This window comes from Halorhabdus sp. BNX81 (assembly GCF_029229925.1).
In the GTDB taxonomy this organism is placed as follows: domain Archaea; phylum Halobacteriota; class Halobacteria; order Halobacteriales; family Haloarculaceae; genus Halorhabdus.
The window spans coordinates 102076-127078 of record NZ_CP107254.1; the positions used below are offsets into that span (position 1 = coordinate 102076).

Sequence of the window (25003 nt, forward strand, 5' to 3'; positions counted from 1 at the left end):
TAGCAATGCTGTCTGGGCCCCTACCAGTAGATGAGGTTCTCGGCGTCAGCCGGCTTGGCGACCACGTCGAGGACGCGTGCGTCGAAGAGATCCCTCGTGTTGGCCGCCTCGACCAACAAGGCGGTGTCGGCACCGCTGCCGGTCCCGCCGATCGAGAGGACGCGTGAGCCACTGTCGACCAGCCCCGCATCGCACGCCATCAACGGACACTCCACGGCGACTTTCGTCCCCTGGCCGAACAGCCGGAGCACGTCGGCGATCACCTCGTGGGTCGCGTAGCCGTCGCGTTCGGCGATTGCCGAGCCGACGTTACTGAACGCCATCGGCCCCACGAAGACATCGCCGCCGGCCGCCTCGATCGCCTCTACGTGGTCGGCGTCGAGTTCCTGTTCGTTTGTCTCGTCGAACCCGTAGGAGTGGCCGACGACGACGAGCTCGTCGCCGAAGTACTCGACGGCTGCCGCCCCCGTTTCGCCGGACGTCGAAGCGACACAGACGGCGTCAACGTCGTGATCGTCGGCGTAGGCTGCCGCTCGGTCGAGTAGCGCTCCCGTGTCCATGTCGTCCGTACGGATCATGGTCTACCCGTCTCGCGCCTCCACGGAGTGCGTTTCGGCTTGCCCTAGCGGATCCGATGGTCCGCTTCGAGTGGATCCACTGGAACAGCCACTTCGAGTGCACCCGCGCTGGACGGGCGCGCCTGATTCAGCCGGCGGATTCCCGGAAGCGCGTCGGTACTGGGCGTGTCTGTCCCTGCCGACAACGGTGACGTTAGTATGTGACACGATATCTATAGCCGTTCGACTCGAAGCCGGGGGGTTCCGACCGATCGCGTCGCTGACGGGTGTCAGACGCGTGGCTGACGAGTGCGCACGGCTACGGGCCTCTCGGAGTCGAACGGTTGAGACACATAGTGGCCGATGGTCGGTTCACAATGGGGCGTGGTGATCAACTCCGTCGAGCGAGCCGGGCGTTTCCTGCGGGACTTGCCCGGCTAGGGCTGGTCGAGCGTCGGCAGGCAACGGGCACCCTGGACGGGCCGCACCAATCGTATTTATGGGATCCTGCCATAGCAGTTCCCATGAGCACTGCAACGAAGATCGTTCTCGGCACGGTCGCCCTGTCCGCCCTGGCCGCACTCACCCTCGTCGTGAACACCGCGCTGGCGGGCTAGGGTGTCGACCGACTCCCGGGCCGGTGTCCAACGTGCGTGCAGTTTTCGCTGTAGAAACTGGGTTTGTGTGGGTAAACCGCTGAGTTCGTATATATTATTGAATACATATTAGGGGTACGCTTAGGGAGGTGAACACCTGGCTTTGGGGCATGGTCCGTTCAGATCCGTACACGCCATCGACGTATCGGCTCGAATGTCGGTCGTGTCTTACCGTCCTGAGTGCTGAAGACCGTCTCAGTCGGTGTCCAGACTGCGGCGGGCGACTCCGAAACCTGGCAATCCCGCGCGAGTGACTACCGATTCGATCCCCCAAAACGGTCGAATCATCCACTCTTCCCCGCAAATACACAATAAATAGCTGGTAAATGGACATAAATAACAGCACACGTGCTGTTATGTCCCGTCGAATTTCGCACCAGCGGAAAGATTTATATTGTGCCGGGTGTGAACGGTTAACACACAGAGGTGAGCCACCTACACACGATCCATCCCACGCCATTGGATAGTGCAGGAAACTTCTGCGCTCACTCCAGTTCCCGAGCCTCCTGTGCCCGTGCCCGCTCGCCAATCACCAACAATACTGCCACCTGAACACGAACATCCGAGACCTGTCCCGGTACGCTGGAGCGGGCTGGCGCCGGCCTCGAGTCGGTGTCCCCTATCTCCGGCGTCTTCATCTTTGACCGTCCGTTGAAACACGTCCGACAGCCATCCACTCGTGATAGCGATGTGTGTGGCTTGCAGCGAGGGGAGCGTTTTTAGGTGTGGTGGCACATCACACAGTTATGGACTTCGTCATCGTGGGGTTCGGTCGCGTGGGAATGCGGACAGCCCACGTGTTGATAGAGGAGGGCCATGACGTGACGATCGTCGAGATCGACTCCCAGAAGGCCGAACGAGCGCGCGAGGAAGGCTTCGAGACTGTACTGGGCGATTGCAACGACGAGGACGTCCTGGCGGCGGCCGGGATCGCCACTGCCGACGCCATCGCGGGGTTGACCGGCGATCTCAACGCCAACTTCTCGGCGTGTATGATCGGCAAGCACCACGGCGCGCGGACGGTGTTGCGCATCGACGAGGACTACCGCCAGGAACTCTACGAAAAGTACGCAAGCGACGTCGACGAGGTGATCTACCCCGAACGGCTGGGTGCGGCCGGCGCAAAGACGGCGATGCTCGGCGGGGACTTCAACGTTCTCGCCGATCTGACCGAACACCTCACGGTCGCGTCGATCCGTATTCCCGAGGAATCGCCCGTGATCGGGACGCGCGTGGTCAGGCTTGATCTGCCCGGCGACGCACAGGTGTACGCCCATGGTCGCGACGACGAACCGATGTCGATCCCGCTGCCACGGACGACGATTCAGGCCGGCGACCGGATCGCGATCACGTCCCCGCCCGAGGCCATCGACGATGTCCGTGCCAGCCTTGATGCCGAACAGTCGGCCGCGTGACGATTCACTCGTCGGGTTCGTTCACCGTCCGTCGAAAGATGGGTGCCCGGGCGCGCTGTGGGAGGATGGGAAAGACCAACGTGGCCGTCGATGCGCGCCCAGATAGCCGATTATCGTCTCCGAACTTAAAACCGCGTCAGACGAATGCACGACGGCACGGCTGTTGGAGGGCGAAATCGCTCGTCCCCGCTCGGCGTCACTCCTCGACGTCGAGTCCGAACTGTTCGTGTTCGACAGCGGCGTTGAGCACGACGCTGGTGTTTGATTCGAGGATCTCCGGGTCGGTGAGCAGGCTCTTGATCTGGGCGTTCATGTCGTCGGTGTCGGCGAACTTCCCGACGGCGATGATGTCGTAATCGCCGGTCACTTCGTAGACACTCACCATCTGTTCGTGTTCCTCGAGACTGTCGGTGACCTCCGGCAGCGCACTCCCCTCGACTTTGAGCTGGAGGATCGCCGTGACGTCGTAGCCGATCTTGTCGTAGTCGACTTTGGGCGTATAGCCCTCGATGATCCCCTCCTCTTCGAGCGTCGAGAGGTGATTCGAGACTGTCGTCACCGAGACGTCGAGGTCGTCGGCGAGACTTCGGAGACTTGCACGGCCGTCGTCGAGGAGTTCGTTGATGAGCTTGCGGTCGAGATTTTCGTACGTCATTGGACTGAATCATGTGTCCCACCCATTAGAATTTTACGAACATCCAATTCCTGACCGGGAGCGGAAGATTTGCGCAGATCGGTAGGGCTTTTATACCGGGCGCGTTCCTCCTATGTGACGAGAAAGATGACAAACGAACAGGTCACCGACGGCGGGCTCTCCGCCGAGGCACAGGCGGTACTCGAGGAGATCGACGAACAGAACGTTGACTTCCTGCGGTTGCAGTTTACGGACATTCTCGGGACGGTCAAGAACGTCTCGATCACGGCCGATCAGGCCGAGAAGGCATTCACCGAGGGTATCTATTTCGACGGCTCTTCGATCGACGGGTTCGTCCGGATCCAGGAGTCGGACATGCGTCTCGACCCCGACCCCTCGACGTTCTCGCTGCTCCCATGGCGAACCAGCGAGGACAGTGCTGCGGCGCGGCTCATCTGTGACGTTATCAACACTTCGACCGGCGAACCGTTCGAGGGCGATCCGCGTGGCATTTTGAAGAACGCCATCGATCGCGCCAACGAGATGGGCTACGAGGTCAACATGGCCCCCGAGCCCGAGTTCTTCCTGTTCGAGGAGGACGAGGACGGCTACGCCACCACGAAGACCGGCGACCACGGTGGCTACTTCGACCTCGCGCCGAAGGACCTCGCCAGCGACGTTCGTCGAGACATCATCTTCGGCCTGGAGGACATGGGCTTCGAGATCGAGGCCTCCCACCACGAGGTTGCCCGCGGGCAACACGAGATCAACTTCACCTACGACGACGCCCTGTCGACGGCGGACAACGTCGCCACCTTCCGGTCGGTCGTCCGCGCGATCGCGGCCGAACACGACCTGCACGCCACCTTCATGCCCAAGCCGATCCCGAAGATCAACGGCTCGGGCATGCACACCCACATGTCGCTGTTCACCGAGGACGGCGAGAACGCCTTCCACGACGGCGACGACGAGTTCAACCTCAGCGAGACGGCAAAGCAGTATCTCGCGGGCATCCTGGAGCACGCCCCCGCGATCACCGCCGTCACCAACCCGACCGTCAACAGCTACAAACGGCTGGTGCCCGGCTACGAGGCACCGGTCTACGTCGCCTGGTCGGATCGCAACCGCTCGGCGCTGATCCGCAAGCCCGCGGCCCGCGTGCCCGCCGCCAGCCGGATCGAAGCCCGGTTCCCCGATCCGTCGTGTAACCCGTATCTCGGCTTCGCGGCGCTCATCCACGCCGGGTTGGACGGCATCGAGAAGGGACTCGACTGCCCCGATCCCGTCCGGGAGAACATCTACGAGTTCGACGAGGCAAAACGCGAGGAGTACGGCATCGACACGCTGCCGGAGAACCTCGGCGAGGCGGTCGACGCCCTCGAAGACGACGAGGTCATTCTTGACGCGCTTGGCCCCCACACGGGCGAGAAATTCATCCAGGCGAAACAGCAGGAACACATGGAGTACCTCGTCGACGTCTCGGAGTGGGAACTCGATCGCTACCTCGAAACGTTCTGAAGCCACGCGGACCCGATCGCTTTCACTCGTTTTTGCTCCTTCGAATCACACGCTGGCCAGCCACGATTGTCGCCCCGCCACCGACGCCAGCGAGTGCCAGCCCCGTCTCGTACGCGCCCGAGCGGACGAACGTGACTCCAGCTACCAACACCACCCCGAGTAGCGTCGTCAGGAACGGGACGGCCATCGTCATCCGATCCCCCTGGGCCCACTCCCGGCCGATTACCGTCCCGAGTGCGACGCCGGCGATCAGCAGGCTGTCCCCGGTCAACCCGACGACGACGGGACCGGCTACGCCGATCATACCGGCGAGCGCGAACGCGCGCCGGGGTCGTCCGAGTACGTCGAACGTGCTGGCCAGGAGGACAACCCCGACACCGATTCCGGCGAGCACTTCGTGCGGTCGGTGGACGCCCAACGCGACGCGCGAGGCTGCGATCGCGGCGACCAGGCCGCCGGCGAGGACGAGCGCCCGGGTGCGATGCTTCCCCCGATACGCCCACGCCACTCCGAGCCAGCCGACCGTCGCCGCGGTGGCGTGACCGCTCGGGAAGGCGTGGCCGCCCGGGCCGACGATCCAGGTGTAGATCGGGACGACGACGTCGGGTATGCCGGCGACGCCGGGCAGGTCGGCCGCACCCGGCGGGCGCTCCATAGCGAATCCCGTCTTGAGTGCGGACGAGAGTGCGAGGCCGCCGACGATCGCCGTGAACAGCAGCGCTCGACGCTCCGGATCGAGACGGTCGCCGATCCCCGGTGGCCAACCGCTGAACCAGTAGAGTGTGACGCCCAGCCCGGTGATCACCAGCGGGTCACCGAGGAACGTCACCAGCGAGACGCCGAACCAGACCGCCCCGTCGGGTGTTGGCACAGTCAGGAGCGCCAGTCACGGACACGGTCGATCAGCCGGCCCGGTGCGCCCACGATCTTGAATGTCACGCCGACTAGTAGCATTAGCGCGTACAGTCCGAGCGTCGACAGCCAGATCACGAGCATGGCAAGGATGGCCCAGCCACCGCCGAGGAAGTGAAACGCCCCCAGCGTCATCACTGTGCCATAGAGCAATACCAGATAGGGCCCCCAGCCGCGAGCGTGTCCGCGACGGACGCGACGGCGGACGTATCGCCGGAGATCACTTTCGACGTGATCGCGGTGAACTGTCCGGTCGTCGATCTCGTCTTCCAGCCGGTCGATCTCTTCACGGAGTTCCTCGATTTCTGCCGCCGTCTCGGCGGTCCGGGCGCTGCCATGCTGGTGGCCCGTTACACCGTCCACGTCAGTCTTTCGGCCGTCCGAGCCCGTCGTGGCGTCCGGGGCGTCCGGTCGTTCGGTGTCGTCTCCGTCGTCCGGCCCGTTCCCGGCCGTGCCGTCCGTCCCGGTCATTGTCAGTGGTTGACTTTCCCTGGGATCCCCCTCAAGTTGTAGTTGCCGGTCTCGACTCCCCCCGAGGACCGCGTTGACGACCGCCCCGAGCAGGAGGATCTGTGCGCCGAAGTACAGCCAGGTTACAAATAGCAGGGCGCCCGCGACGACGCCGTAGACTGAGACGGCGGCGTGGGCGGCATAGAGTCCGAACAGCACACTTAGTGCCGTCCATCCGACTGCAGCGGTGAACGCTCCAGGGAGGGCTGTTCGAACAGCAACAGGCGTGTCGGGGAAGACGGCGTACAGCGGCAACAGCGACAGGGTGAGCGCGATGACGAGGACGAGCGTGTCGGGGACGCCCGCAAGCGGGAGTCCGATCCGCGCGAGCAGGACGTGGCTGGCGACGACGGCGAGGACGCCCACCCCGAGCGCGACGAGCGCGACCACCGCATCTCGGAGTTGTCCCGGCAGTCCGTGGTCCTCGACGGTGTCATAGACCGTCGCGAAGGCCTGATCCAGCCCGCGGAAGACCCGAAGCCCACTCCAGAGGAGTCCAATCGTCCCGATCGTGGTCGCTTCGCCACGGCTGCCGGCGCCGGTAATCGCCGCTTCGAGCAGTGCCTGGCCGCTCGGCGAGAGCACGCCGCTGACACTGGCGACAACCTGATCGGCGAGCGCCTCGCCCCCGGCGAGCGAGCCGATGGCCACGACGAGCAACGTGAGCGGAAAGATCGAGACGAACGCATAGTAGGCCGTGCTTGCCGCGACGAAGGACAGTCGCGTCTCCCGGGCCACGCTGACGATGGCGCGTCCCGTCCCGACAGCAGTCCGGTCTGCGGTTGTCATATCCGTCTCTGGGAGTGGCACGGACAAAACCGCTCCCCCGTCAGCGTGGCTGTCGTCGTCAGTGGCCCCTGTCGTGTCGAAGCGTCCGGAACGGAAACTGTTACTTGCGGGCCCCCCGTCGCCCTGGATATGAACCAGCGACTGGCCCGACGCGTCCGACAACTTACCGGTGTGGCCTTTCTCGCCGGCGTCCTGTTGATCGGGCTCGGAGTCGCGGGGCAGTCGGGTTCGATGGCGGTCGGTTTCGGACTCCTGGCGGTCGGCGCGCTCGCGCTGTCCTTTCACCATCACTTTACCGGGCTGTTTGCTCACCCCGCCGCAGATGCGTATCTCGCGTCGGTACCCGCCGCACCCGTCGTCGCGGGCGCGGTCGTCCTCTGGTTTGCGGGCGCGTCGCCGGGTGAACTCCAGACGCTCGGCGGCCTGCTCGGCCTCCTCTCGCTCGTGAATCACCTCCTCCGGCCGGTGTACGGCCTCGGGTATCGACTAATCGCGCGCGTGGTCTGATTTCTCGTTGTCGCTTACGCAGACGTGGGAGTCATCAACGCGTATCTTCCCACCCTCAACCAGCTCAGGGCGTACCCAGCACGGAAATTTGCATAGAGTTTGCACAGTCCTTGCGGAGATGTGAACGAAATTCGTATCAATTTTGAAAAATGTATTTTCCGTTCCCTTGCCTGCGACGGTATGTATGCTCGAAACCGACACGACGCGACGACGATTCGTGGGTGCCATCGGCGGCACGATAGCCATCTCCCTTGCTGGTTGCTCGACAGATTCAGATGCAACGGATGACGAAGGGGGCGACGACTCGACGGATGAAGAAACAACATCCGACGAGACGATGGATGACGGGTCGATGGAGAACGAGACGATGGACGATGGGTCGATGGGGAATGAAACGATGGATGACGGGTCGATGGGGAATGAAACGATGGATGACGGGTCGATGGGGAATGAAACGATGGATGACGGGTCGATGGGGAATGAAACGATGGATGACGGGTCGATGGGGAACGAGACGATGGATGATGGGTCGATGGGGAACGAGACGATGAATGACGGGACGATGGGGAATGAAACGATGACGAACGAAACCATGGCGGACGATGGATAAACGCGTTCAGGTTTTCGCGCTCGCCGGTATCAGTGGCGTCGCTGGCTCGTACGCACTCGCGGGATACACACGGCAGTTCATCGTCGCGCCGATCGACGCCGTCGTCGTCCGATCGACACCGGGGCCGATCGTGGCCTGGATGATAACGAACGTCGGCGACGCAGGCCATCTGCTCCATATCGCGCTCTCGATGGGCATCGCTGGCGTGTTGCTCGGGACGACCGCCGTTTTGGGGCAGTTCGTCGGCGCGAAACTGGATCGGTGGTTCCTCGCTCCGGGAGTGGCCGGCGTCCTCGCGTGGGCGCTCACGGTTGCGATCACGACCGAACCAGTGCTTAGCCTCGGTGCCGCGCTGCCGGTGGCCCTGTTTACCGTTATCGGGGCCGGGTCGCTGTCTACGGCTGACCACGACCCATCTCGGCGGCGCGCGCTCGGTTCGATCCAGAGTGCGATCGGCTTTGTCGTCGTCGCTGGCGGCGCTGGCTGGGTCAAAACCAACAGCGATACCGAGACCGCCGACGAGGAGCCAGCCAGTGACCCACCGTCGCCGGTCACTCGCCGGCTCGAACAAGCAGATACGCAGTCTCTGGATCTGGCAGCCGACAACGTTCCGGGACTCGTCAGCTCAATCGGGGAGTTTTACAACGTCGACATCGCGGAATTCGATCCCGAAATCGCCGATGACGACTGGTCGATGGGACTCACTGGCGAGGTCGAAACCGAGTTCTCGGTCACGTTCGAGGAACTGACCGACAGGCCGACCGAACACCGGTACGTTACCCTCCGCTGTGTCGGTGAGAATCTCAACGGTCGGAAGCTCGATACTGCCGTCTGGACGGGCACCCCGATCAAGCCCCTGCTTGAGGAAGCCGATCCCGAAGGCGACTGTGACTGTGCGATGCTCCGGGCGGAAGACGGCTATTTCGTGCAGTTCCCGGTCGAAGCCCTCGAGGACGCGTTTCTGGCCTGGGAGATGAACGGCCGGCCGCTCCCGAAGTCCCACGGCCATCCGGTGCGCGTGCTCGTGCCGGGCCACTGGGGAGAGACCAACGTCAAGTGGCTCACCGAGATCGAACTCCTCGACGAAGCGATGGACGGCTACTGGGAGCAGCGCGGCTGGCACGGTACTGGCCCCGTCAATACCGTCGCAAAGCTCTGGGACGACACCCGACTGGACGACGGCCGCATCGAGGTGGCCGGGCACGCATACGCAGGAACGCGCGGGATCGAGCGCGTCGAAGTCTCGACCGACGGTGGCGCCTCTTGGACCGATGCCACCCTCTCTGCGCCGCTCCCCGGCGAGGATGTCTGGCGGCAGTGGCGTCACGTGTATGAGCCGACGGGCGACCACGAGGTGGTCGTCAGAGCGATCGACGGCGGGGGAGATCGACAGCCCCGTGATCAGTCCGATTCGTTCCCCAGCGGAGCGACCGGCTGGGTGTCGAAAGAGATCAGCGCATGAGACCCTGTCTCACTATTGCTACCGCCATCGGGAATACTATATCCGATCCACTAAACGCATACACACGTCGCGATGGAAAAGGCACTGTGGTACCTCCTGTCGGGAACGCGTGGCGGCGCCAACCGGGCCCGCATCATCAGCCTGCTCGACGAGCGACCACGGAACGCCAATCAACTCGCGGAGGCACTCGACGTCGACTACAACACCGTCCGCCACCACCTCGATATGCTGGTTGATCACGATGTCGTCGAGGCCGGTGGGGAGGATTACGGCGAACTGTACTTCCTCTCCGACCGGTTCGAAGCCAACCGTGACGCCTTCGAACGCATCATCAACCAGGCCGACCTCGCGGTGGCCGGCGCGAAGTCAAGCCGAGACGAGGACCCGACGGACACCGAAACGGAGACACCAAACTAACGATGGCTAGCATGAACACACTGCTGACCGCGGCGAGCGTTCTCTCGGGGCTGAACATCCTGTTGCTGCTGGTCCTGGGGGGCATCTGGGCACAGAACTACCGGGAATTTCGGACGCCGCTCACGCTCGGATTGCTCGGGTTCGCGGCGGTGCTCATCATCGAGAACCTGGTGGCGCTGTCGTTTTTCTTCAGCATGGGCATGCTCTACGCCGGCTCGGAATCGGCCCAGCTGGCCGTTCTCGCGATGCGGGGACTGCAGTTCCTCGCCGTGTCATTCCTGACGGTCATCTCTCTCCGGTGACTCGTCGGTCTCGGTTTCGGCAATCGCCATCTTGCCCGGCGTCCGCTACTCGTCCCCGGCGGTCGCCGCCCGGATCTCGCTCACGTCGGCGGTCGTCTTGAACGTCGTCCCGCCGTAGTGGGTCCGGGACGCCTCGTGACCTGCCTCCCGGAGCGTTTCGAGGAACGCGTCCATCGCCACGGCACTTTCACCCCACCGCTTCGTGAGTCGATGTTGGTCGTAGTGGGTGGCCACGTCGAGTTCGTCGGCGAGCGTCTCCAGCAACTCCCGACCTTCCTCGGCGGTTCCCATCTCGTCGTCGATCTGTCCACTGACGCGCTCGAGGAAGTCTGTTTCGTGAGTCGCGCCGAGCCACAGCGGGCCGGCGGTCTGGAGGTGCTGGCCACATTTCGGACACGCTTCGGGGGGATGGGCGATCAGGCCCTGCTCGCTCTCGCGATACAGACACTGCTGGCAGTGATGGACGTACCCGAGCTCCCCGATGGCGTCGTCGGCCGCGCGCGCGCCGCGCTCGAGATCGAGGTACGTCCGGACGTAGTGGTCGGTGGCGTGGGTGAGCGCGGGGCGGGCGGCGATATCGTAGCGGGCGGCGGTCCGAACGAGGGACCCCAACAGGATACGGGCACCCATCTCCGAGTGGTACTCGGTGTTTCGCGGGACGGCGCTGTAGGAGCGGACGCCGCTCTCGAAGTGGGCACCACACAGCGGCGCGAGGTCGGTCGCCGTTACCGCGAGCATCCGCCCGGCGCTCTGGAGAGCCGCGTCGACGAACGGGATTGGCGTGCCGAAGGGGTCCAGATCCACGATGTCGAATCCCCGTTCGTGCATGACGGCGTTGGCGTCCCGGTGGAGCACTTCGCCGTCGAGGCCGTTTCCCGCGAGGTTCTCACGGCAGCGTTCGACCGCAGCCTCATCGACGTCACACAGCGTCGCGTCGAAGCCGTTTGCCGCCGCTCGGACGCCGCGGATTCCAGTCGCCGCGGTCGCGTCGAGGTACGTCTCGACCGGGTGGCCGTCTCGCTCGGCCACGCGCTCGCGGACGGCCCGGATCGCCGCCACCGTCAGATCGCGGTTGAGTTCCTGGACGGGGTTGAAAAACACTGACTCGCCGACCCCCTCCTCTGCCTGCTCGGGGACCGTGACGGTGACCCGTCCTTCGCGTTCGCGCATACCGTCGCTGGGCCGGCCGTGAGGAAAAGCGCCTCGTTCTCAGCCAGAACGCGTCGGCCACGGCCGAGCCAGTCCATCGACGTGGCGCGACCTGACGTATCGCCAGTCGGGAAAATACGGCCTTGTTGATACCCTTAATTGATGATGGGTTCCAGCAGTCGTGCTGAATAAAGGGCGCGTATTCATCAAGGAATGTCTCAGGAGATCCTCGGCCCTGGTGAATGACCCAGACGAAGACATATACGTCATGGTGCAGTTGATTGTCGATGATGAGTACAGACCCATCGACCTTTGCGAAGGACGGATTCGGAGTCTCTGTTGGTCTCGTTGTGATGGTGTGGGCTTTCGAGTCGTTTCACTGGCATGGTTACATGCAAGCAAATCCGCGGGTAGGAGCCATTTCTGGGGGTGAAATGTGGGTCTACTATCTGTTGTTCATGCTCGGTGCTGTGATCGCGTTCACCGCATTTCTGCGTGGCCTCCAGCGGGCGGTACAGGGCGAAGCCGACGGATAAAACTTCCAACTGTCTGAGTGCCAATTCTCCGGGAAATACCAGTTTCAGAGGGCTGATCCTCTTATCAAATATCCGCCGCTGGTTGCATGAAACGAACCCGTACCGTTTGCTGATTCTATCCTCTATATTCAGCACGGTGCTTGTATCAGATGTTGAGGGTTTCAACAGAGCCGAAAATACACAACGGCCGATCAGTACCGGAGATAATCCAGCAGGTACAGCGCCTGCATTCTCGGCCGCGGGTGCCCGAGCGGTCCCGGAACGCCGGCCGGTCGATCGACAGTGGCCGTTTCATAGTCGGTATAGGTATTGCTTTCTCGAAGGTGTGTCCGGGTGACGATGACGTTGGTTTGGGTACCCTCTGGGGATCCCGAATCGAGGGACCGATCGTGTGTCCGAGTGGCTCTGGTGCTGTTGCCACTGTAGACGATTTCTTCAAGGCGACCAGTTGCCGTATCGAAGACGACGCGGACGCTCGCATCGTGAACGACGACACTCTCGTGGAGTGATCCGTTCGATCGCAATGCCTCGACCGCTCGCATGCCATCCTGGCCCACGAACCCACGGTCGGCATTCTGAAACGGACCGTCTTCGCCCAGATAATAATCCCGGGCCAGTCTCGGATCCTCGATACCGAGGACGAGAGAACTCTCGTTACGAGAAAGAACGGACAGGTTCTGGCGTTCCTCGACCGGTTGCTCCAAGACGAGCGGGAGTTCCGTTCCGTTGTATGGATTCGGCTTCCAGGTGTCGTCGATGCTTCCATTCCAACTCTCGGCTTGCCCCCAGAGCTCCCCGAAATGCTCACGGCTGGGCGGTGGTGACGGCTCGTAAATTGGGCCCGAGGATCGGTCCGGATGCTTGGATGTGTACCTCCCAACGTCTGTCCAGTACCATCCTCTGGCCCTGTATCTATCCGGCCAGTTGCTCTCTGTATACTCCGCGTATTCCCGTCGTTGCTGTTCGGCGATAGAGACTCCAAGCGCGCTCGCACTCTCGTTCGATCGATCGAGAACTGTCGATCTGTTTAACGGTTGGAGTCGGCTCACTGTCTCGGTGTGTATCCGCTGTCGCCACTCGTAACTCGTCCATTCCAGGTTCATGCTGGCGATCGATAGCAGTTCGTCCGTCTCGGAAACCCCCTCGATCGACTGCGTCACGTCCGGCGTCGGATGCACGTCAGTGACTCGAACGACCGCTCCGGCCCCGCTTACGACGAGCACCAGCAGGGCGACGACGGCCACCCGTCGACCCGTCACCACTTGAGCGAAGCGGCCGGTCGGTTCCCCCTCGGCTTGCAGTGCTGGTTCGGCCACCGCCGTATGAAAGCGCCGCGTCGCGTCAACTCGAAGCGTCTGAGCGACGGCCCCCAGACTGACCGCCAGAACCGCGAAGACGACTGTGCCCGGTTGGCCGAGTGCTGACAGCGCGCGTTCTCCGGCAGGCAGCACCGAGACGGCACCACCCCAGACCGCGATCGGGAGGAGTGCCACGACCGTCGCGAGCAACAACCACTGTGTCGCCCAGTGACGGATGGTTGCCCGCGGTCGGCGTCGAAATACTCCCAGAGACGCCACAAGCGCCCCGATCGGTCCTCGACCAGAATATATCGACAGCGACGGTACAGCCTGCAGCGGCGCGCTGGCGACGACCAGCGAAAGGAGCGCGACGCCACCGATCTGCCGGAGGAACTCCGCTGTAATCGGTGGTTGACTCACCGGCCCGCTCGCGTACGTCATCCAGCGGACGAGTGCGTGTCCCGTTCCGATAGTCCCGCCCACGGTGAGGAGCAGGCCAACCGCGATGGCGATCGTGGCGAGGGTAGCCAGTCCCGCAGTGAGATACGCCCGCACCAGCATCCGTCCACGCCACAGAGGCCAGTCACCCGCAGGCTCCCTTCTTTTCCCCTGATCTCGAGAGACACTCACTGCGATGTAATCCGTCAGCGGCAGCAGGCTCATCACGATCCCACCAACTACCGACAATAGAACGACATCACTGGTGAGAACGACCGACAGCATCAGCGTCCCAAGAACCACACCGGTCGGAAGGCCGGCGACGAGTTCCCGGGTGGACACTTCGGCAGCCGACGCATTGGTTTGGCCGTCCTTGGTCATCGATAGTGTGTGCCAACTGGAAACGGGTATGTCATAAATCCATGCTTGGAGGGGTATCGCACCGAACCTGTTTTGCCTCACCGCGACCTACCCTCGCGCAGTGACGGCAGTCGACGAGTGGCGAGCCGCGCTGAGTGAGGCGGGAGAACTCTCGCCCGACATCGTCGACCGCATCACCACCGTCCACGGTTCCCGTGGCGTTCGCGCCATCGAGGCCGTCGCCGAGGACCGCGTCAAGGAGTACGAGGACTTCACGGTGGTGGTCGGCCACAGCGACGAGTACGTCATCGAGGGTGAGGCCTGTACCTGCGAGGACGCCTCGTACAACCTCGATCCCGACGATCCAACTGCCCTGTGCTGGCACGTCCTCGCCGTCCTGATCGCCCGCGAGATCGACGCGGTCGACCACCACGACATGTTCTACAGCGAGGTCCGGGACTTCCTGTGATCGCCGGTCCAGGACGCGGTCCGGATCGTTGGTCGATCAAACCCGCGTTTGACGCTCGGGAAGACACTTTTCCGTCGCATTCGTTATGTCTGACATGGATCGACGTACCTTCCTCGCAACGACCGGCTCGCTCGCGACGCTCGCCGTGGCTGGCTGTCTCGACGGCGATGAGACCGATGGCGGATCGCCGACTGACCCGGGTACCGGATCGCCGACGGATACACCGACCGACACGCCGACGGACACCCCGACGGAGAGTCCGACCGACACACCGACTGACACCCCCCAAACTTTGCAAAACACCAGCTTCGAGTCCGGCCTGGAGGGGTGGACGGTCGGGAAAGACCTGCCGGAGGACCCAAACAACTCCGGGGGGCCAGTCGACTCGGACGCTCGGACGACGACGGAGGTGGCGGCCGACGGCGAACGGGCCCTCGCCATCGAGATCGACGGCAGTGCCGACGACGGGACGGTCTGGGTCCAACAGGAAGTAGACCTCACCGACGTCGAGACCCTCTCGGTCGCCGGCTACAGCGATCAGGAGTCGTTCAACGAGATTCTCCAGGTCGCCACCTATGCGGGGCCGATCCCCGAAGACGGACTCGGCGAGGCGGACTTTGACCGGTCCAACCAGCTGGCCGATCACGAGGGCTGGAAGACCTACGAGTATCCCGTCGAGCACGACGGCGAGGGATTGATCGCGGTCGGCCTCAATATCGTCTGGGAGACGACGGCTGTCGGCGTCCTCGACGACGTCCGCCTCGAGTGATTCGGGCACGTCGCGGTGGTCGCCACGATCAGACGAGCACCTCGACCTCGTAGCCACTGTCTTCGAGCGCATCGAGCAACGATTCGACGTGGTCCGGCCCCCGGGTCTCGATATCCAGGTCCACGACGGTGTCGTCCATCGCGATGTCCCGCGAGGCGCGATCGTGCTCGATTGCGTAGATATTACCCCGTTGTTGAGAGATCACTTCGACGAGCTCTTCAAGTGCACCCGGGCGATCCTCGAGGACGGTCCTGATCCGGAGATACCGGCCGGTCTCGATCAGCCCGCGCATGATGACGGTCGTCAGGACGTTGAGGTCGATGTTTCCACCCGAAAGCACCGGGACGATCGTCTCATCCTTATCGTACTCGAAGGCCCCTTCGAGCAACGCAGCGACCGGCACCGCGCCGCCCCCCTCGACGAGTGTCTTGGTCCGCTCGAGCAGCGTCGTCACCGCGACGGCGATCGCCGAATCCGGAACGGTGACGACCTCGTCGACCCGCTCGCGAATGACCTCGAACGGTAACTCGCCGACCTTCCGCGTGGCGATGCCGTCGGCGATCGTCTCGACGCCATCGCGCTCGACGATCTCGCCCGCTTGGAGTGATTGGGGCAGGCTCGCCGCGCCCTCGGCCTGGACGCCGATCACGCGGACGTCGTCGTTCCAGCCCTTGAGAGCCGTGGCGACGCCGGCGACGAGGCCACCGCCACCGACCGCGACGACCACCGTGTCCACGTCCGGACAGTCTGCGGCGATCTCCAGGCCGAGGGTGCCCTGGCCGGCCATCACCATCTCGTCGTCGAAGGCAGGGACGTAGGTCCGTCCCTCCGCCTCGGCGATCTCGTGGGCGCGTTCGGCCGCCGCGTCGTAGTCTCTCCCGTGGAGGACGACGCGACCGCCGTAGCTCCGGGTGGCCTTGACTTTCGCGACGGGGGCGCGTTCAGGCATGACGATGGTGGCGTCGACGCCCATGCGGTCGGCCGCGAGCGCGACCCCCTGGGCGTGGTTGCCCGCACTCGCCGCCACGACGCCGGCGTCCTGCTCGTCCGCCGACAGTGTCGCGATCCGGTTGGTCGCCCCGCGGATCTTGAACGACCCCGTCCGCTGGACAGTCTCGTACTTCGGCCGGACGTCCGCGCCCGTCATCGCCGAGAGGGAGTACGACCGCTCCAGGGGCGTGTGCCTGGCCGTCTCGGCGACGCGATCGCGAGCGGCCAGGACGTCCTCGCGCGTGAGCATGTCGGCACTTCCGGCCGGATAGTGGTAACTCTGGGGATGGCGCTCCGGTGGACGGCGGTGCTTAGTGTAGCAGGAATCGCTTGCAACAGCCAGAAAGCCCCGAGTGGCTCCGGTCGAGGGTAGCGAGGGACCGTAGTGAAACAGAGAACGATTGAATTGAATTGGGAAATTGAAAGCCCCGGCTGGCTCCAGTCGAGGGGCTCTCACGGCTCCCGTGGGTCGCCGCTCGAGTATACGTGCCCTCGCTCTGCTCGGCCACGCGCTCGCTGCGGTCCTCGGCTTCCCGCCTGCGGTCTCTGCTCACGGCGGCGAAGCCGCCGTATGCTCGCGGGCCGCAGGCCCGCTCGCACTGTCCGTGGGAGCTTGCTCCCACGCTATTCGCATGGTCCGAGGGACCCGCGATCCCTCGCTACTTGCGTCGCCCGTCTTCCCGGAGCCAGCCGCTCCTTTCAGTCCCACCCGAACCGCCTGACTAAGCGGCCGAAACGGGCGGGAATGGAAGGGGACGCCCGCTCGGGGACGGCGGACGAAGAAAGCACCGCAGCGAACGCAGTGAGTGAGGAGCACAGCGAGTCCCCCGAGCCGAGCGGGCGTGGGCTTCCCACTTTCAAGTATTCAGCTCTTGTAGGAAGTACTAAGCTCTCTCGTGATCTGCTCGCGGGCCGCAGGCCCGCTCGCAGGTTCGTTGGACGTAGTCCAACGCTCATCTCGGAAATCGGAGATTCCGGTGACAGCGAGGGAGCTCGCGACCGAGCGAAGCGCGCAGCCGGCGCACCGAGCCGACCGCCTCGGGGCTTTCTGGCTGTTGCAAGCGATCCCGGTTACACAAAACACCACGCGGCGGCCGGCGATCACCCTTTTGGGCGTGGCGCTCCACGTACGGGTGTGATGACTGACGAACTCCAAAACGAGAGCGACACGTTCGATATCGGCGACGAGACAGTCCATCGACTCGGGTTCGGCGCGATGCGACTCACCGGCGAGGACATCATCGGTTCGCCCGAGGACGAGGAGACGGCGAAGGACGTGATCCGCCGTGCAATCGATCTCGGCGTCGACTTCATCGACACCGCCGACTCCTACGGCCCGGGCGTCAGCGAGCGCCTGCTCGGTGAGGCCCTGACCGCCGAGGACGACGTCGTGGTTGCCTCGAAGGCCGGCCTGCTCCGGCATCGCGACGGCGAGTGGACGCCCCACGGCGACCCGGAGTACCTCCACAACCAGGTGCTCGCCAGCCGCGATCGGCTGCGAACCGACAGCATCGACCTCTATCAGTTCCACCGTCCGGACCCCGACGGCGACTTCGCCGAGTCGGTGCAGGCGTTCGCCGAAATGAAAGACGCCGGCCAGATCGACCACGTCGGCCTCTCGAACGTCTCCGTTGAGCAACTCGAAACGGCGATGGACATCGTCGACATCGCGACGGTGCAGAACCGCTACAACGTCGGCAACCGCGAAGACGAGGCCGTCCTCGAGGCGTGTGAATCCCACGATGTCGGTTTCATCCCCTGGGGACCGATGTACACAGTCGACGACGAGGGGGTCGCCGAGGTACTCGACGAGGTCGGAGCGCGACACGACGCGACCCGGCGACAGATCGCGCTCGCGTGGCTGCTGGATCATTCGGACGTGATGCTGCCGATTCCCGGGACCTCGAGTGTCGAGCACCTCGAAGCGAACGTCGCCGCGACCCACATCGACCTGACCGACGAGGACCGGGCCGCCCTGGACGGGATCGATCCGCAGTAAGCGAACTTACCGCTTGTCGATTCGAACGAACTCCCGATCGTCGGGACCGACGTAGCGGGCCCGTGGACGGATGAGACGGTTGTCCTCCTGGTATTCCAGCACGTGGGCGACCCACCCGCCGACGCGGGACATCGCGAAGATAGGCGTATAGAGGTCGATCGGGATGCCCATCTGGTAGTACATCGAGGCGGAGTAGAAGTCGACGTTGGGCGCGATACCGGTCTCCTTGGCCATGAACTCCTCGATGGCCCGGGAGTACGAATACCACTTGAACTCGTCGGCGGCCTTGCCCAGGGCCTTGGACTTCGCGCCGAGGATCTTCGCCCGGGGGTCCTTGACGTCGTAGACGCGGTGGCCGAACCCGGGGATGCGCTCGCCGTTCTCGATCGCTTCCCGGGCCCACTCGACGGCCGTGAGGTCGTGCTCGTCGATCTCCAGCAGCGTCCGCATCACGTTCTGGTTTGCGCCGCCGTGGAGATCCCCCTTCAGCGCGCCGATGGCGCTGGTGACCGAACTGTGCAGATCCGACAGCGTCGAGGCCGTCACCATCGCGGCGAACGTCGAGGCGTTGATGCCGTGGTCGGCGTGGACGACGAGTGCCATGTCGAAAACATCCGCGAGGGTGTCCTCGGGTTCCTCGCCGTTGAGCATGTACAGGAAGTTCGCGGCGTGGCTCAGGTCCGTCCGCGGCTCGATCGGTTCCTCGCCGTCCCGGACGCGCTTGTAGGCGGCGACGATCGTCGGCATCTTCGCGGTGATCCGCCGTCCTTTCCGCTGTGCGATCTCGCTCTCCCCGGCTTCGCCCGTCGAATCGTCCGGATCGTAGGCCGACAGCATCGAGACGGCGGTCCGGAGGGCGGCCATCGGGTCCTCCTCGGCGGCGGCGAGTTCCCGCACGGTCGTGAGCACTTCCTCTCGGACCGCACGCTCCTCGGCCATTTGCTCGCTGAAGGGGTCCAGTTCGGCCTTTGTCGGCAGGTGACCCTCCCAGAGCAGGTACAGTACCTCTTCGAAGGAGGTGTTCCGGGCGAGGTCCTCGATCGTGTACCCCCGGTAGACGAGTCGGCCTGCCGCCCCGTCGATGTCGCTCAGCGACGATTCGGCGACCAGCACTCCCTCCAGTCCCTTTCTGAGCTCCTCGGGCATACAATACAGTGCCCACCTTCAAGGAAAAGCATTACCGTTTTCAGGTTACGTTTTCCCGTACCTTCCGGACTGACACGAGCGACGTCGATATGTTTGGATTTCGCGGTGGCTTTTCGACGATTGCTCAGATTTGGCGGCCGACTGGCTGGTCGGAGCCGGATTGGCTCGCCGGGTAGCAGATATCCCTTCCGTTATGACAGATCAAACATCATTTAACCTTCGGCGTCAATACAGGCCTATTCCATGGACGAATCACCGCTCTCTCGGCGGCAGTGGCTCGCTGCTCTCGGTGCCGGCGGGGTATCGCTTCTTGGGTGGTTTGTATTTTCCGGAGATTCATCATCGACTACAGGCGCGCCTAGCCTTCGGTCGGTCTGGTTCAATAACGAGGATCGGGAGCCCCATCAGGTTGCTGTCATGGTGCGGGTGGGTGAGGAAATCATTCACTGGGAGACCCATACCATCGAAGATACGGCAACGACGTCAATTCCGAACCCACGCGTCGGGACGCCGGAACCGTTCGCGGTCGGTGTCCGTCTCGAAAACGGCGCGACAGACTGGGCAGACAGCAGTGACGTCGAATGGGTCGCCGTGGACGGGGTTACTCCTGACCACGAGTGCATCCAGGTCTTCGCTCGGATCAGCCGGGATGGCGAAGACATCGAATTGGTACGAATGGAAGAACCCCCTGAGCGGTGCTTCGATCGAACGGACGAGGACACCGACGGATAACGTCCAACCGAGTACACAAACTCGATTTACGGAGGGACTCACTGCCGGTCTTCCACAGTCATCGTTGCGGTCCCCGGGCGGCAATACTTTTGGCCTGCGGTGTCGAACCGACAACACATGGCATCGGGTGAGGACGTCACGTACGAACCGGTCAGCGTCAAGGATGTGCTGGCCGAGATGAAAGACACCGCCGAGTTGCTGATCGACCTCTCCTATTCGGCGGTGTTGCTCGGCAGCGACGAGATCGCCGAGGAAGTCCTCGCCCTCGAAGAGCGCATGGACGTCCTCCACCTCCAGGCGCGGATGAGCCTCCTCATGGCGGCCCGCAACCCCGAGGACGCCGAGGCGCTGGCCCCGGTGCTGGGCGTCGTCGGGGCGGCGGAGAAGATCAGCGACGCGGCTGGCGACATCGCGAAGGTCGTCCTGGAAGACATCGGCCTGCCGGCGGCGATGCGGGCGACCCTCCCCGAGGCCGTCGAGACCCTCGTCCGGGCGACGGTGGCGGCCGACTCGACGTACGCCGACCGGACGCTCGGGGATCTCAACCTCGAAACCGCGACGGGCGTCCGCATCATCGCGATCCGTCGGTCTGGGGAGTGGCTGATGAACCCGACCGCCGAGACGACGCTTCAATCGGGTGACGTGCTGCTGGCAAGGGGGCCCGAGGAGGGCATCGCCGAAGTCTACGCGGCGACCACCGGCGGGACCTACGAGCCCCCCGCGCCGCCCGAGAGCGACATCGAGGATCTGGAGCGGGCGGTCGACTCGATCGTGCTGATGAAGAACATGAGCGAACTCGCCGTCGACCTGGCCTACGGCGCGGTGCTGTTCGACAGCGAGGCCGTCGCCGAGGAGGTCCTCGAACTGGAGGCCGAGGTCGACGCCCTCCAGTCCCGTTTCGAGGCCTGGACGCTCCAGGCTGCCGGCCGGGTCGACGATCCCATCGCCCTCCGTGGGCTGGTCCACCTTGCGCGCTCGACGGAGGTCATCTCCGACGCCGCCTTAGAGATCAGCGAGGGGGTGCTCCGAGGACTCGGCACCCATCCCGTCGTCGAGGCGGCCATCGAGGCGAGCGACGAGGTGATCGTCCGGGAGACTGTCGCCGCCGGGAGCGACCTCGACGGCGCGACGCTGGGCGATCTTGAGGTCAAGACCCGGACGGGGATGCGCGTGATCGCCGTCCGCCGGCCGGCGACCCATCCGACCGGCAAGCACTCCACGGACTGGGAACTCTCGCCGGGACCGGCAACGACGATCGAAGCCGGCGACGTGCTGATCGCCAAGGGAACACGGAGCGGCGCGGAGCGGTTGGGCGAACTGGCTGGCGGCGAGTGAGGCTACTGTTCTGTCTCGCCCGGGGCCGGGTTATCGCTCTCGCGGGCAAGTCTGTAGGCTTCGATGCCGACCAGAACCGTCGTCACGACGGCCCCGGTCGTGAGCGCGAGCACGGCCAGCAGTGAGAGGTACAGCACCTGCCCGAGCGCCGATGCGCGACCGAAGACGAACACGGCGTAGGCGGCGATGGCGAAGACAACGCCCGTCGCGATCCCGCGTTTTGCGTGCGTACGGACGCGAAGGGCTGCCACGAGGCGTGCTTTCCCGTTCGATGCGTCTGACACGGCCGTCGGTAGTCGGCCCGGGGCCAAAGACTTCGGGTTTCCGGCGGCGTTCGATCCGGCCCCGAATCCTCTCCGGTCGGCTTGGACTGACCCCGGTATGGAACAGATCGTGGACGTTCGGACGCAACTCGATTCCGCAGAAGACATGTCTGCATTTCGTCCACTTTTATCTATGGCTGGGTTCCATGTGCGGACGATACAATGCCCGCATACCGATCTCGGATCGACGACTGGCAATTCTTTGGGCTCTATGGTGGGCTCATCGCTGTGACCGCTGGCGTTGCATACGTCGTTTTCGGCGCAGTTGATCGATCGGTGATGGAACTGCCGCCCGCCTCCCTCGTGCTGGGAGTGGCGACTGGTGGTGCGATCTTGGGGGTGGGGTACGTCGAGACACTCGAAAACTGGTACGAGTCATACGGGGTCGGTGTGGTGATCTTCCTGGCGTTTCTGACCGTCTGGGTCACCTCTCAGGCGTTCTTCGTCGGGTTTGCGATCGGGGTCGTTGTCGGACTGGTCGTCACGCTCGTGGTCGGTGAAGTGTCGAGGGCTGTTCGATCGGCCCGCTAAATCAATCTCCGGTCGCCCCGGAGTGCTCACTTCACCAGTCGCTCGATCTCGGTCACCAGGACGTCGCTCGCGCCGATCTCCTTCAGGCGGTTGATCGTCTCGAAGACCTCGCGTTCGTCGACGACTGCATGGACCGCAACATCCTCCGTCCCGGCGATGTCCATCACCGTCGGCCCGCCCATTCCCGGGAGGACATCCTTGACCTCCTCCAGTTCGGACTCGGGGGCGTTCATCATGAGGTAGCGTTTGTCTTCGGCCGACAGCACCGAGGACAGCGCCATCTCGATCTGCTGGACCTTGGGATCGTCGGCGACGTCCTCGCGGGCGAACAGCCGGACTGAACTTTCGAGCACGTCGTCGATGACCTCGAGGCGGTTCATTCGCAGGGTGGTGCCCGTCGAGGTGATGTCGACGATACCGTCGGCGATGTCGACGTGGGGCGTGAGTTCGGTCGCCCCGGAAACCTCCGTAATCTCGGCGTCGATGCCCGCCTCGGCCAGGTAGTTCCGGGTCACGTTCGGGAACTCCGTGGCGATGGTGCCGCCCTCGAGGTCGGTGGGTTCGTCGATGTCGCCGTCTTCGGGCGCGGCGAGGACGAGTTTGCACTGGCCATAGTCCAGATCGAGCAGGTCGACGAGGTTCTCGCGGTCGGCCTCCTGGGCCTGGTCGTAGCCGGTGATGCCGAGGTCGGCCGCGCCGTCGGAGACGTATTCGGGGATGTCCGCGGCGCGTGCGTACAGCACGGTCACGTCCTCGTCGACTGTCCGGGCGTAGAGCTGTCGGTCCGCGCCGTCGACGAGGTGGAGCCCGGCGCGTTCGAGCAGTTCGACGCTCGGGTCGTGGAGCCGGCCCTTGTTAGGCAAGGCAATGCGCATACTGGACGTGAGGGCGAGGGGCGCAACTGTCTTTCGGCACGGACCGTCGGCGGCACCTCCCGCCGGAAGATACATTCATTACGTTGGATGTGGACTATTTTCCCATGCGCAAGACAGGTGAGCCGGGCCACCGATGATTGACGGGCTGTCGATCGGCGGCCGGTTCTGGTATCTGGCTGTCTTTGGCCTCTCGGGCGTCGCGACGTTCGTCAGCGCCGTTCGGGTCAACCGGATCGCCGAGGGCGACACCCGGCGTGGGCTGGTTGCGCTCCTGCTCACCAGCGGCGGCTGGGCGCTCGCCCACGTCGCATACCTGGCGACAGCCGACCAGCAACTGGGCGTGTTTCTCTACCAGATCGGACTCGTCGTCGGGTTGAGCACGATCGGCGGGTGGCTGTACTTCTGTTCGGCCTATACCGGTCGATCGCTCCACCGTGATCCGCGGATCAGGTGGACGGCAGTCGTGGCCTTCCTCGCTATCGTCGCCGTGAAACTCACGAACAACCTTCACGGGCTGTACTTTTCGAGCGAGGTCGTTTCGACCCCGTTCCCCCACGTTGCAATCACGAGTACCACCCTCCACTGGACGGTCATGGCCGGCAGTTACGCGTTGGCGACGGTCGGGTATTTCATGCTCTACGAGCGATTCCGCCACGTCAGCCACGATTCACGCCCGCTGTTGCTCTTGCTCGGCCTGACGGCCCTGCCGGTCGGCTTTGACGTCCTGGGCATGCTCGTCCCCGGGCTGATGGAGATCACCTACGAACCGGTCGGCGTCGCGGCCTTCGCGGTCGGGCTTTCGTTCGTCTACTTCGAGCGCTTCCGGACGATCCGGTTAGCCGGGGACCGCGACAACCCGGTGATCGTCCTCGACGACGACGATCGGATTCAGGACTACAACCGTGCGGCGACGCGACTCGTCCCGGCGCTCGACGACCGCTCGGTCATCGGCGAACCCTTCGCCGACATCGCCTCGGAGTGTGCGGAGAAAATCGCGACGGATGACCCGCTCGTCACGGTCTACCGGGACGGCGAGACACGGCACTACCGCGTGACCGAACAGCAGTTCTCGGCCTCCCAGTCCTCGCTGGGGCGCGCACTCGTATTCACTGACGAGACCCACCGCGAACGCTACCGCAACGAACTCGAACGCCAGAACGACCGCCTGGATTCCTTCGCCAGCATGCTCTCTCATGACCTCCGCAACCCGCTGAACGTCGCCCAAGGTCGCCTCGAACTCGCCCGCGACCAACACGATAGCGAGCACCTCGAAGCGGCCGCGGGAGCCTTAGACCGCATCGAGGGCCTCATCGAGGACGTCCTCCAGCTTGCCCGACAGGGCCAGCCGATCGAGGAAGCCGACCGCGTCACCCTCAGCGCGATCGCCCGGGACGCCTGGGGAATGGTCGAGACGGCCGAGGCGAAGCTGGTCGTCGAGACTGATCGCGACATCGAGGCTGATCCGGATCGTCTCCAGCGACTCTTCGAGAACCTCTTTCGGAATGCCGTGGAGCACGGCGGCGAGAGCGTGACCGTCACGGTCGGTCCGCTTGACGACGGCGACGGCTTCTTCGTGGCTGATGACGGGGCCGGCATCCCAGCCGAGAAACGCGAGCAGGTCTTCGAGTCGGGGTACAGTACCGCCGAAGACGGTACCGGGTTCGGGCTCGCGATCGTCGAGCAGATCGTCGCGGCTCACGAATGGGGGGTCGAACTGGCCGACGTCGAAGACGGGACGCGCTTCGAGATCCGGACGTGACCGGA

The 25003-nt window shown here is 64.0% G+C and carries 25 protein-coding genes and 1 pseudogene; 16 read left to right on the top strand and 10 right to left on the bottom strand.

What is annotated here, in order from left to right:
- Nucleotides 1-20 precede the first annotated feature (20 nt).
- On the bottom strand, nucleotides 21-578 hold the full coding sequence (locus HBNXHr_RS00425) for a pyruvate kinase alpha/beta domain-containing protein (protein ID WP_275882724.1): 558 nt from the start codon (nucleotides 576-578) through the stop codon (nucleotides 21-23).
- A 745-nt stretch (nucleotides 579-1323) separates the two neighbouring features.
- Here HBNXHr_RS00425 and HBNXHr_RS00430 point away from each other — a divergent pair.
- Together HBNXHr_RS00430 and HBNXHr_RS00435 are read left to right on the top strand one after the other, a co-directional pair.
- Nucleotides 1324-1467, top strand: coding sequence for a rubrerythrin-like domain-containing protein (locus HBNXHr_RS00430; RefSeq protein ID WP_275738469.1), 144 nt, complete (start codon nucleotides 1324-1326; stop codon nucleotides 1465-1467).
- Between the two features lie 492 nt (nucleotides 1468-1959).
- A complete protein-coding gene (locus HBNXHr_RS00435) occupies nucleotides 1960-2628 on the top strand; it encodes a TrkA family potassium uptake protein (RefSeq protein WP_275738471.1) in 669 nt (222 codons plus the stop codon).
- Between the two features lie 196 nt (nucleotides 2629-2824).
- Here the strand turns inward: HBNXHr_RS00435 and lrp are convergent, their stop codons facing one another.
- Nucleotides 2825-3283, bottom strand: a complete 459-nt coding sequence (gene lrp, locus HBNXHr_RS00440) for an HTH-type transcriptional regulator Lrp (protein ID WP_275738473.1) — start codon at nucleotides 3281-3283, stop codon at nucleotides 2825-2827.
- A gap of 126 nt (nucleotides 3284-3409) precedes the next feature.
- Between lrp and glnA the strand changes: the two genes are divergently transcribed.
- Nucleotides 3410-4780, top strand: a complete 1371-nt coding sequence (glnA, locus tag HBNXHr_RS00445; protein WP_275738475.1) for a type I glutamate--ammonia ligase — start codon at nucleotides 3410-3412, stop codon at nucleotides 4778-4780.
- A gap of 22 nt (nucleotides 4781-4802) precedes the next feature.
- Here the strand turns inward: glnA and HBNXHr_RS00450 are convergent, their stop codons facing one another.
- Both HBNXHr_RS00450 and HBNXHr_RS00455 read right to left on the bottom strand, forming a co-directional pair.
- A complete protein-coding gene (locus tag HBNXHr_RS00450; protein ID WP_275882725.1) occupies nucleotides 4803-5651 on the bottom strand; it encodes a phosphatase PAP2 family protein in 849 nt (282 codons plus the stop codon).
- Between the two features lie 2 nt (nucleotides 5652-5653).
- Nucleotides 5654-6991 (bottom strand): YhjD/YihY/BrkB family envelope integrity protein, encoded by a 1338-nt coding sequence (locus HBNXHr_RS00455; protein ID WP_275882726.1) that lies wholly within the window; start codon nucleotides 6989-6991, stop codon nucleotides 5654-5656.
- A 129-nt stretch (nucleotides 6992-7120) separates the two neighbouring features.
- Between HBNXHr_RS00455 and HBNXHr_RS00460 the strand changes: the two genes are divergently transcribed.
- The 5 genes and pseudogenes from HBNXHr_RS00460 to HBNXHr_RS00480 all read left to right on the top strand — a co-directional run bounded on the left by HBNXHr_RS00460 (nucleotide 7121) and on the right by HBNXHr_RS00480 (nucleotide 10289).
- A complete protein-coding gene (locus HBNXHr_RS00460) occupies nucleotides 7121-7498 on the top strand; it encodes a hypothetical protein (RefSeq protein ID WP_275738481.1) in 378 nt (125 codons plus the stop codon).
- A gap of 184 nt (nucleotides 7499-7682) precedes the next feature.
- On the top strand, nucleotides 7683-8108 hold the full coding sequence (locus HBNXHr_RS00465; RefSeq protein WP_275882727.1) for a hypothetical protein: 426 nt from the start codon (nucleotides 7683-7685) through the stop codon (nucleotides 8106-8108).
- Nucleotides 8101-9570, top strand: a complete 1470-nt coding sequence (locus HBNXHr_RS00470) for a molybdopterin-dependent oxidoreductase (RefSeq protein ID WP_275882728.1) — start codon at nucleotides 8101-8103, stop codon at nucleotides 9568-9570. Before HBNXHr_RS00465 ends, HBNXHr_RS00470 begins: the two co-directional genes overlap by 8 nt.
- Before the next feature lie 72 nt (nucleotides 9571-9642).
- Nucleotides 9643-9915 (top strand): annotated as a pseudogene (locus HBNXHr_RS00475) (winged helix-turn-helix domain-containing protein); the annotation flags it as partial.
- Nucleotides 9916-9989: 74 nt separating this feature from the next.
- Nucleotides 9990-10289: a hypothetical protein gene (locus HBNXHr_RS00480; protein ID WP_275882729.1), complete on the top strand. Its 300-nt coding sequence runs from the start codon at nucleotides 9990-9992 to the stop codon at nucleotides 10287-10289.
- A 45-nt stretch (nucleotides 10290-10334) separates the two neighbouring features.
- Here the strand turns inward: HBNXHr_RS00480 and HBNXHr_RS00485 are convergent, their stop codons facing one another.
- Nucleotides 10335-11459, bottom strand: coding sequence for a tRNA (guanine(26)-N(2))-dimethyltransferase (locus HBNXHr_RS00485; protein ID WP_275882730.1), 1125 nt, complete (start codon nucleotides 11457-11459; stop codon nucleotides 10335-10337).
- Between the two features lie 371 nt (nucleotides 11460-11830).
- On the opposite strand from HBNXHr_RS00485, the gene HBNXHr_RS00490 reads away from it, so the two are divergent.
- Nucleotides 11831-11974, top strand: coding sequence for a hypothetical protein (locus HBNXHr_RS00490; RefSeq protein ID WP_275882731.1), 144 nt, complete (start codon nucleotides 11831-11833; stop codon nucleotides 11972-11974).
- Nucleotides 11975-12165: 191 nt separating this feature from the next.
- Here the strand turns inward: HBNXHr_RS00490 and HBNXHr_RS00495 are convergent, their stop codons facing one another.
- The gene (locus tag HBNXHr_RS00495) at nucleotides 12166-14091 is read right to left on the bottom strand and encodes a hypothetical protein (RefSeq protein ID WP_275882732.1); all 1926 of its coding nucleotides are present in this window, start codon (nucleotides 14089-14091) and stop codon (nucleotides 12166-12168) included.
- Between the two features lie 100 nt (nucleotides 14092-14191).
- On the opposite strand from HBNXHr_RS00495, the gene HBNXHr_RS00500 reads away from it, so the two are divergent.
- Together HBNXHr_RS00500 and HBNXHr_RS00505 are read left to right on the top strand one after the other, a co-directional pair.
- The gene (locus tag HBNXHr_RS00500; RefSeq protein ID WP_275738495.1) at nucleotides 14192-14539 is read left to right on the top strand and encodes a hypothetical protein; all 348 of its coding nucleotides are present in this window, start codon (nucleotides 14192-14194) and stop codon (nucleotides 14537-14539) included.
- A 94-nt stretch (nucleotides 14540-14633) separates the two neighbouring features.
- Entirely contained in the window at nucleotides 14634-15308 is a 675-nt protein-coding gene (locus tag HBNXHr_RS00505; RefSeq protein WP_275882733.1) for a hypothetical protein, read from the top strand.
- A 28-nt stretch (nucleotides 15309-15336) separates the two neighbouring features.
- On the opposite strand, the gene ilvA is transcribed toward HBNXHr_RS00505, so the two are convergent.
- Complete coding sequence (gene ilvA / locus HBNXHr_RS00510) at nucleotides 15337-16548, bottom strand: threonine ammonia-lyase (protein ID WP_275882734.1); 1212 nt, start codon at nucleotides 16546-16548, stop codon at nucleotides 15337-15339.
- Between the two features lie 888 nt (nucleotides 16549-17436).
- Between ilvA and HBNXHr_RS00515 the strand changes: the two genes are divergently transcribed.
- Nucleotides 17437-18297 carry an aldo/keto reductase gene (locus tag HBNXHr_RS00515; RefSeq protein ID WP_275882735.1) on the top strand — a complete coding sequence of 287 codons (861 nt, stop codon included), beginning with the start codon at nucleotides 17437-17439 and terminating at the stop codon, nucleotides 18295-18297.
- A gap of 6 nt (nucleotides 18298-18303) precedes the next feature.
- Here the strand turns inward: HBNXHr_RS00515 and citZ are convergent, their stop codons facing one another.
- Entirely contained in the window at nucleotides 18304-19443 is a 1140-nt protein-coding gene (gene citZ / locus HBNXHr_RS00520; RefSeq protein WP_275882736.1) for a citrate synthase, read from the bottom strand.
- 243 nt (nucleotides 19444-19686) lie between these two features.
- Between citZ and HBNXHr_RS00525 the strand changes: the two genes are divergently transcribed.
- Both HBNXHr_RS00525 and HBNXHr_RS00530 read left to right on the top strand, forming a co-directional pair.
- Complete coding sequence (locus tag HBNXHr_RS00525; RefSeq protein ID WP_275882737.1) at nucleotides 19687-20175, top strand: hypothetical protein; 489 nt, start codon at nucleotides 19687-19689, stop codon at nucleotides 20173-20175.
- A gap of 117 nt (nucleotides 20176-20292) precedes the next feature.
- On the top strand, nucleotides 20293-21510 hold the full coding sequence (locus HBNXHr_RS00530) for a potassium channel family protein (protein ID WP_275882738.1): 1218 nt from the start codon (nucleotides 20293-20295) through the stop codon (nucleotides 21508-21510).
- A 2-nt stretch (nucleotides 21511-21512) separates the two neighbouring features.
- Here HBNXHr_RS00530 and HBNXHr_RS00535 read toward each other — a convergent pair whose 3' ends face one another.
- The gene (locus HBNXHr_RS00535; RefSeq protein ID WP_275882739.1) at nucleotides 21513-21794 is read right to left on the bottom strand and encodes a hypothetical protein; all 282 of its coding nucleotides are present in this window, start codon (nucleotides 21792-21794) and stop codon (nucleotides 21513-21515) included.
- Nucleotides 21795-21995: 201 nt separating this feature from the next.
- On the opposite strand from HBNXHr_RS00535, the gene HBNXHr_RS00540 reads away from it, so the two are divergent.
- Entirely contained in the window at nucleotides 21996-22364 is a 369-nt protein-coding gene (locus HBNXHr_RS00540) for a hypothetical protein (protein ID WP_275882740.1), read from the top strand.
- Between the two features lie 26 nt (nucleotides 22365-22390).
- Here the strand turns inward: HBNXHr_RS00540 and hisG are convergent, their stop codons facing one another.
- Nucleotides 22391-23239 (bottom strand): ATP phosphoribosyltransferase, encoded by an 849-nt coding sequence (gene hisG, locus HBNXHr_RS00545; RefSeq protein ID WP_275882741.1) that lies wholly within the window; start codon nucleotides 23237-23239, stop codon nucleotides 22391-22393.
- Between the two features lie 133 nt (nucleotides 23240-23372).
- Here hisG and HBNXHr_RS00550 point away from each other — a divergent pair, with 133 nt between their 5' ends.
- Nucleotides 23373-24998: an ATP-binding protein gene (locus tag HBNXHr_RS00550; RefSeq protein ID WP_275882742.1), complete on the top strand. Its 1626-nt coding sequence runs from the start codon at nucleotides 23373-23375 to the stop codon at nucleotides 24996-24998.
- The last annotated feature ends 5 nt before the right edge of the window (nucleotides 24999-25003 follow it).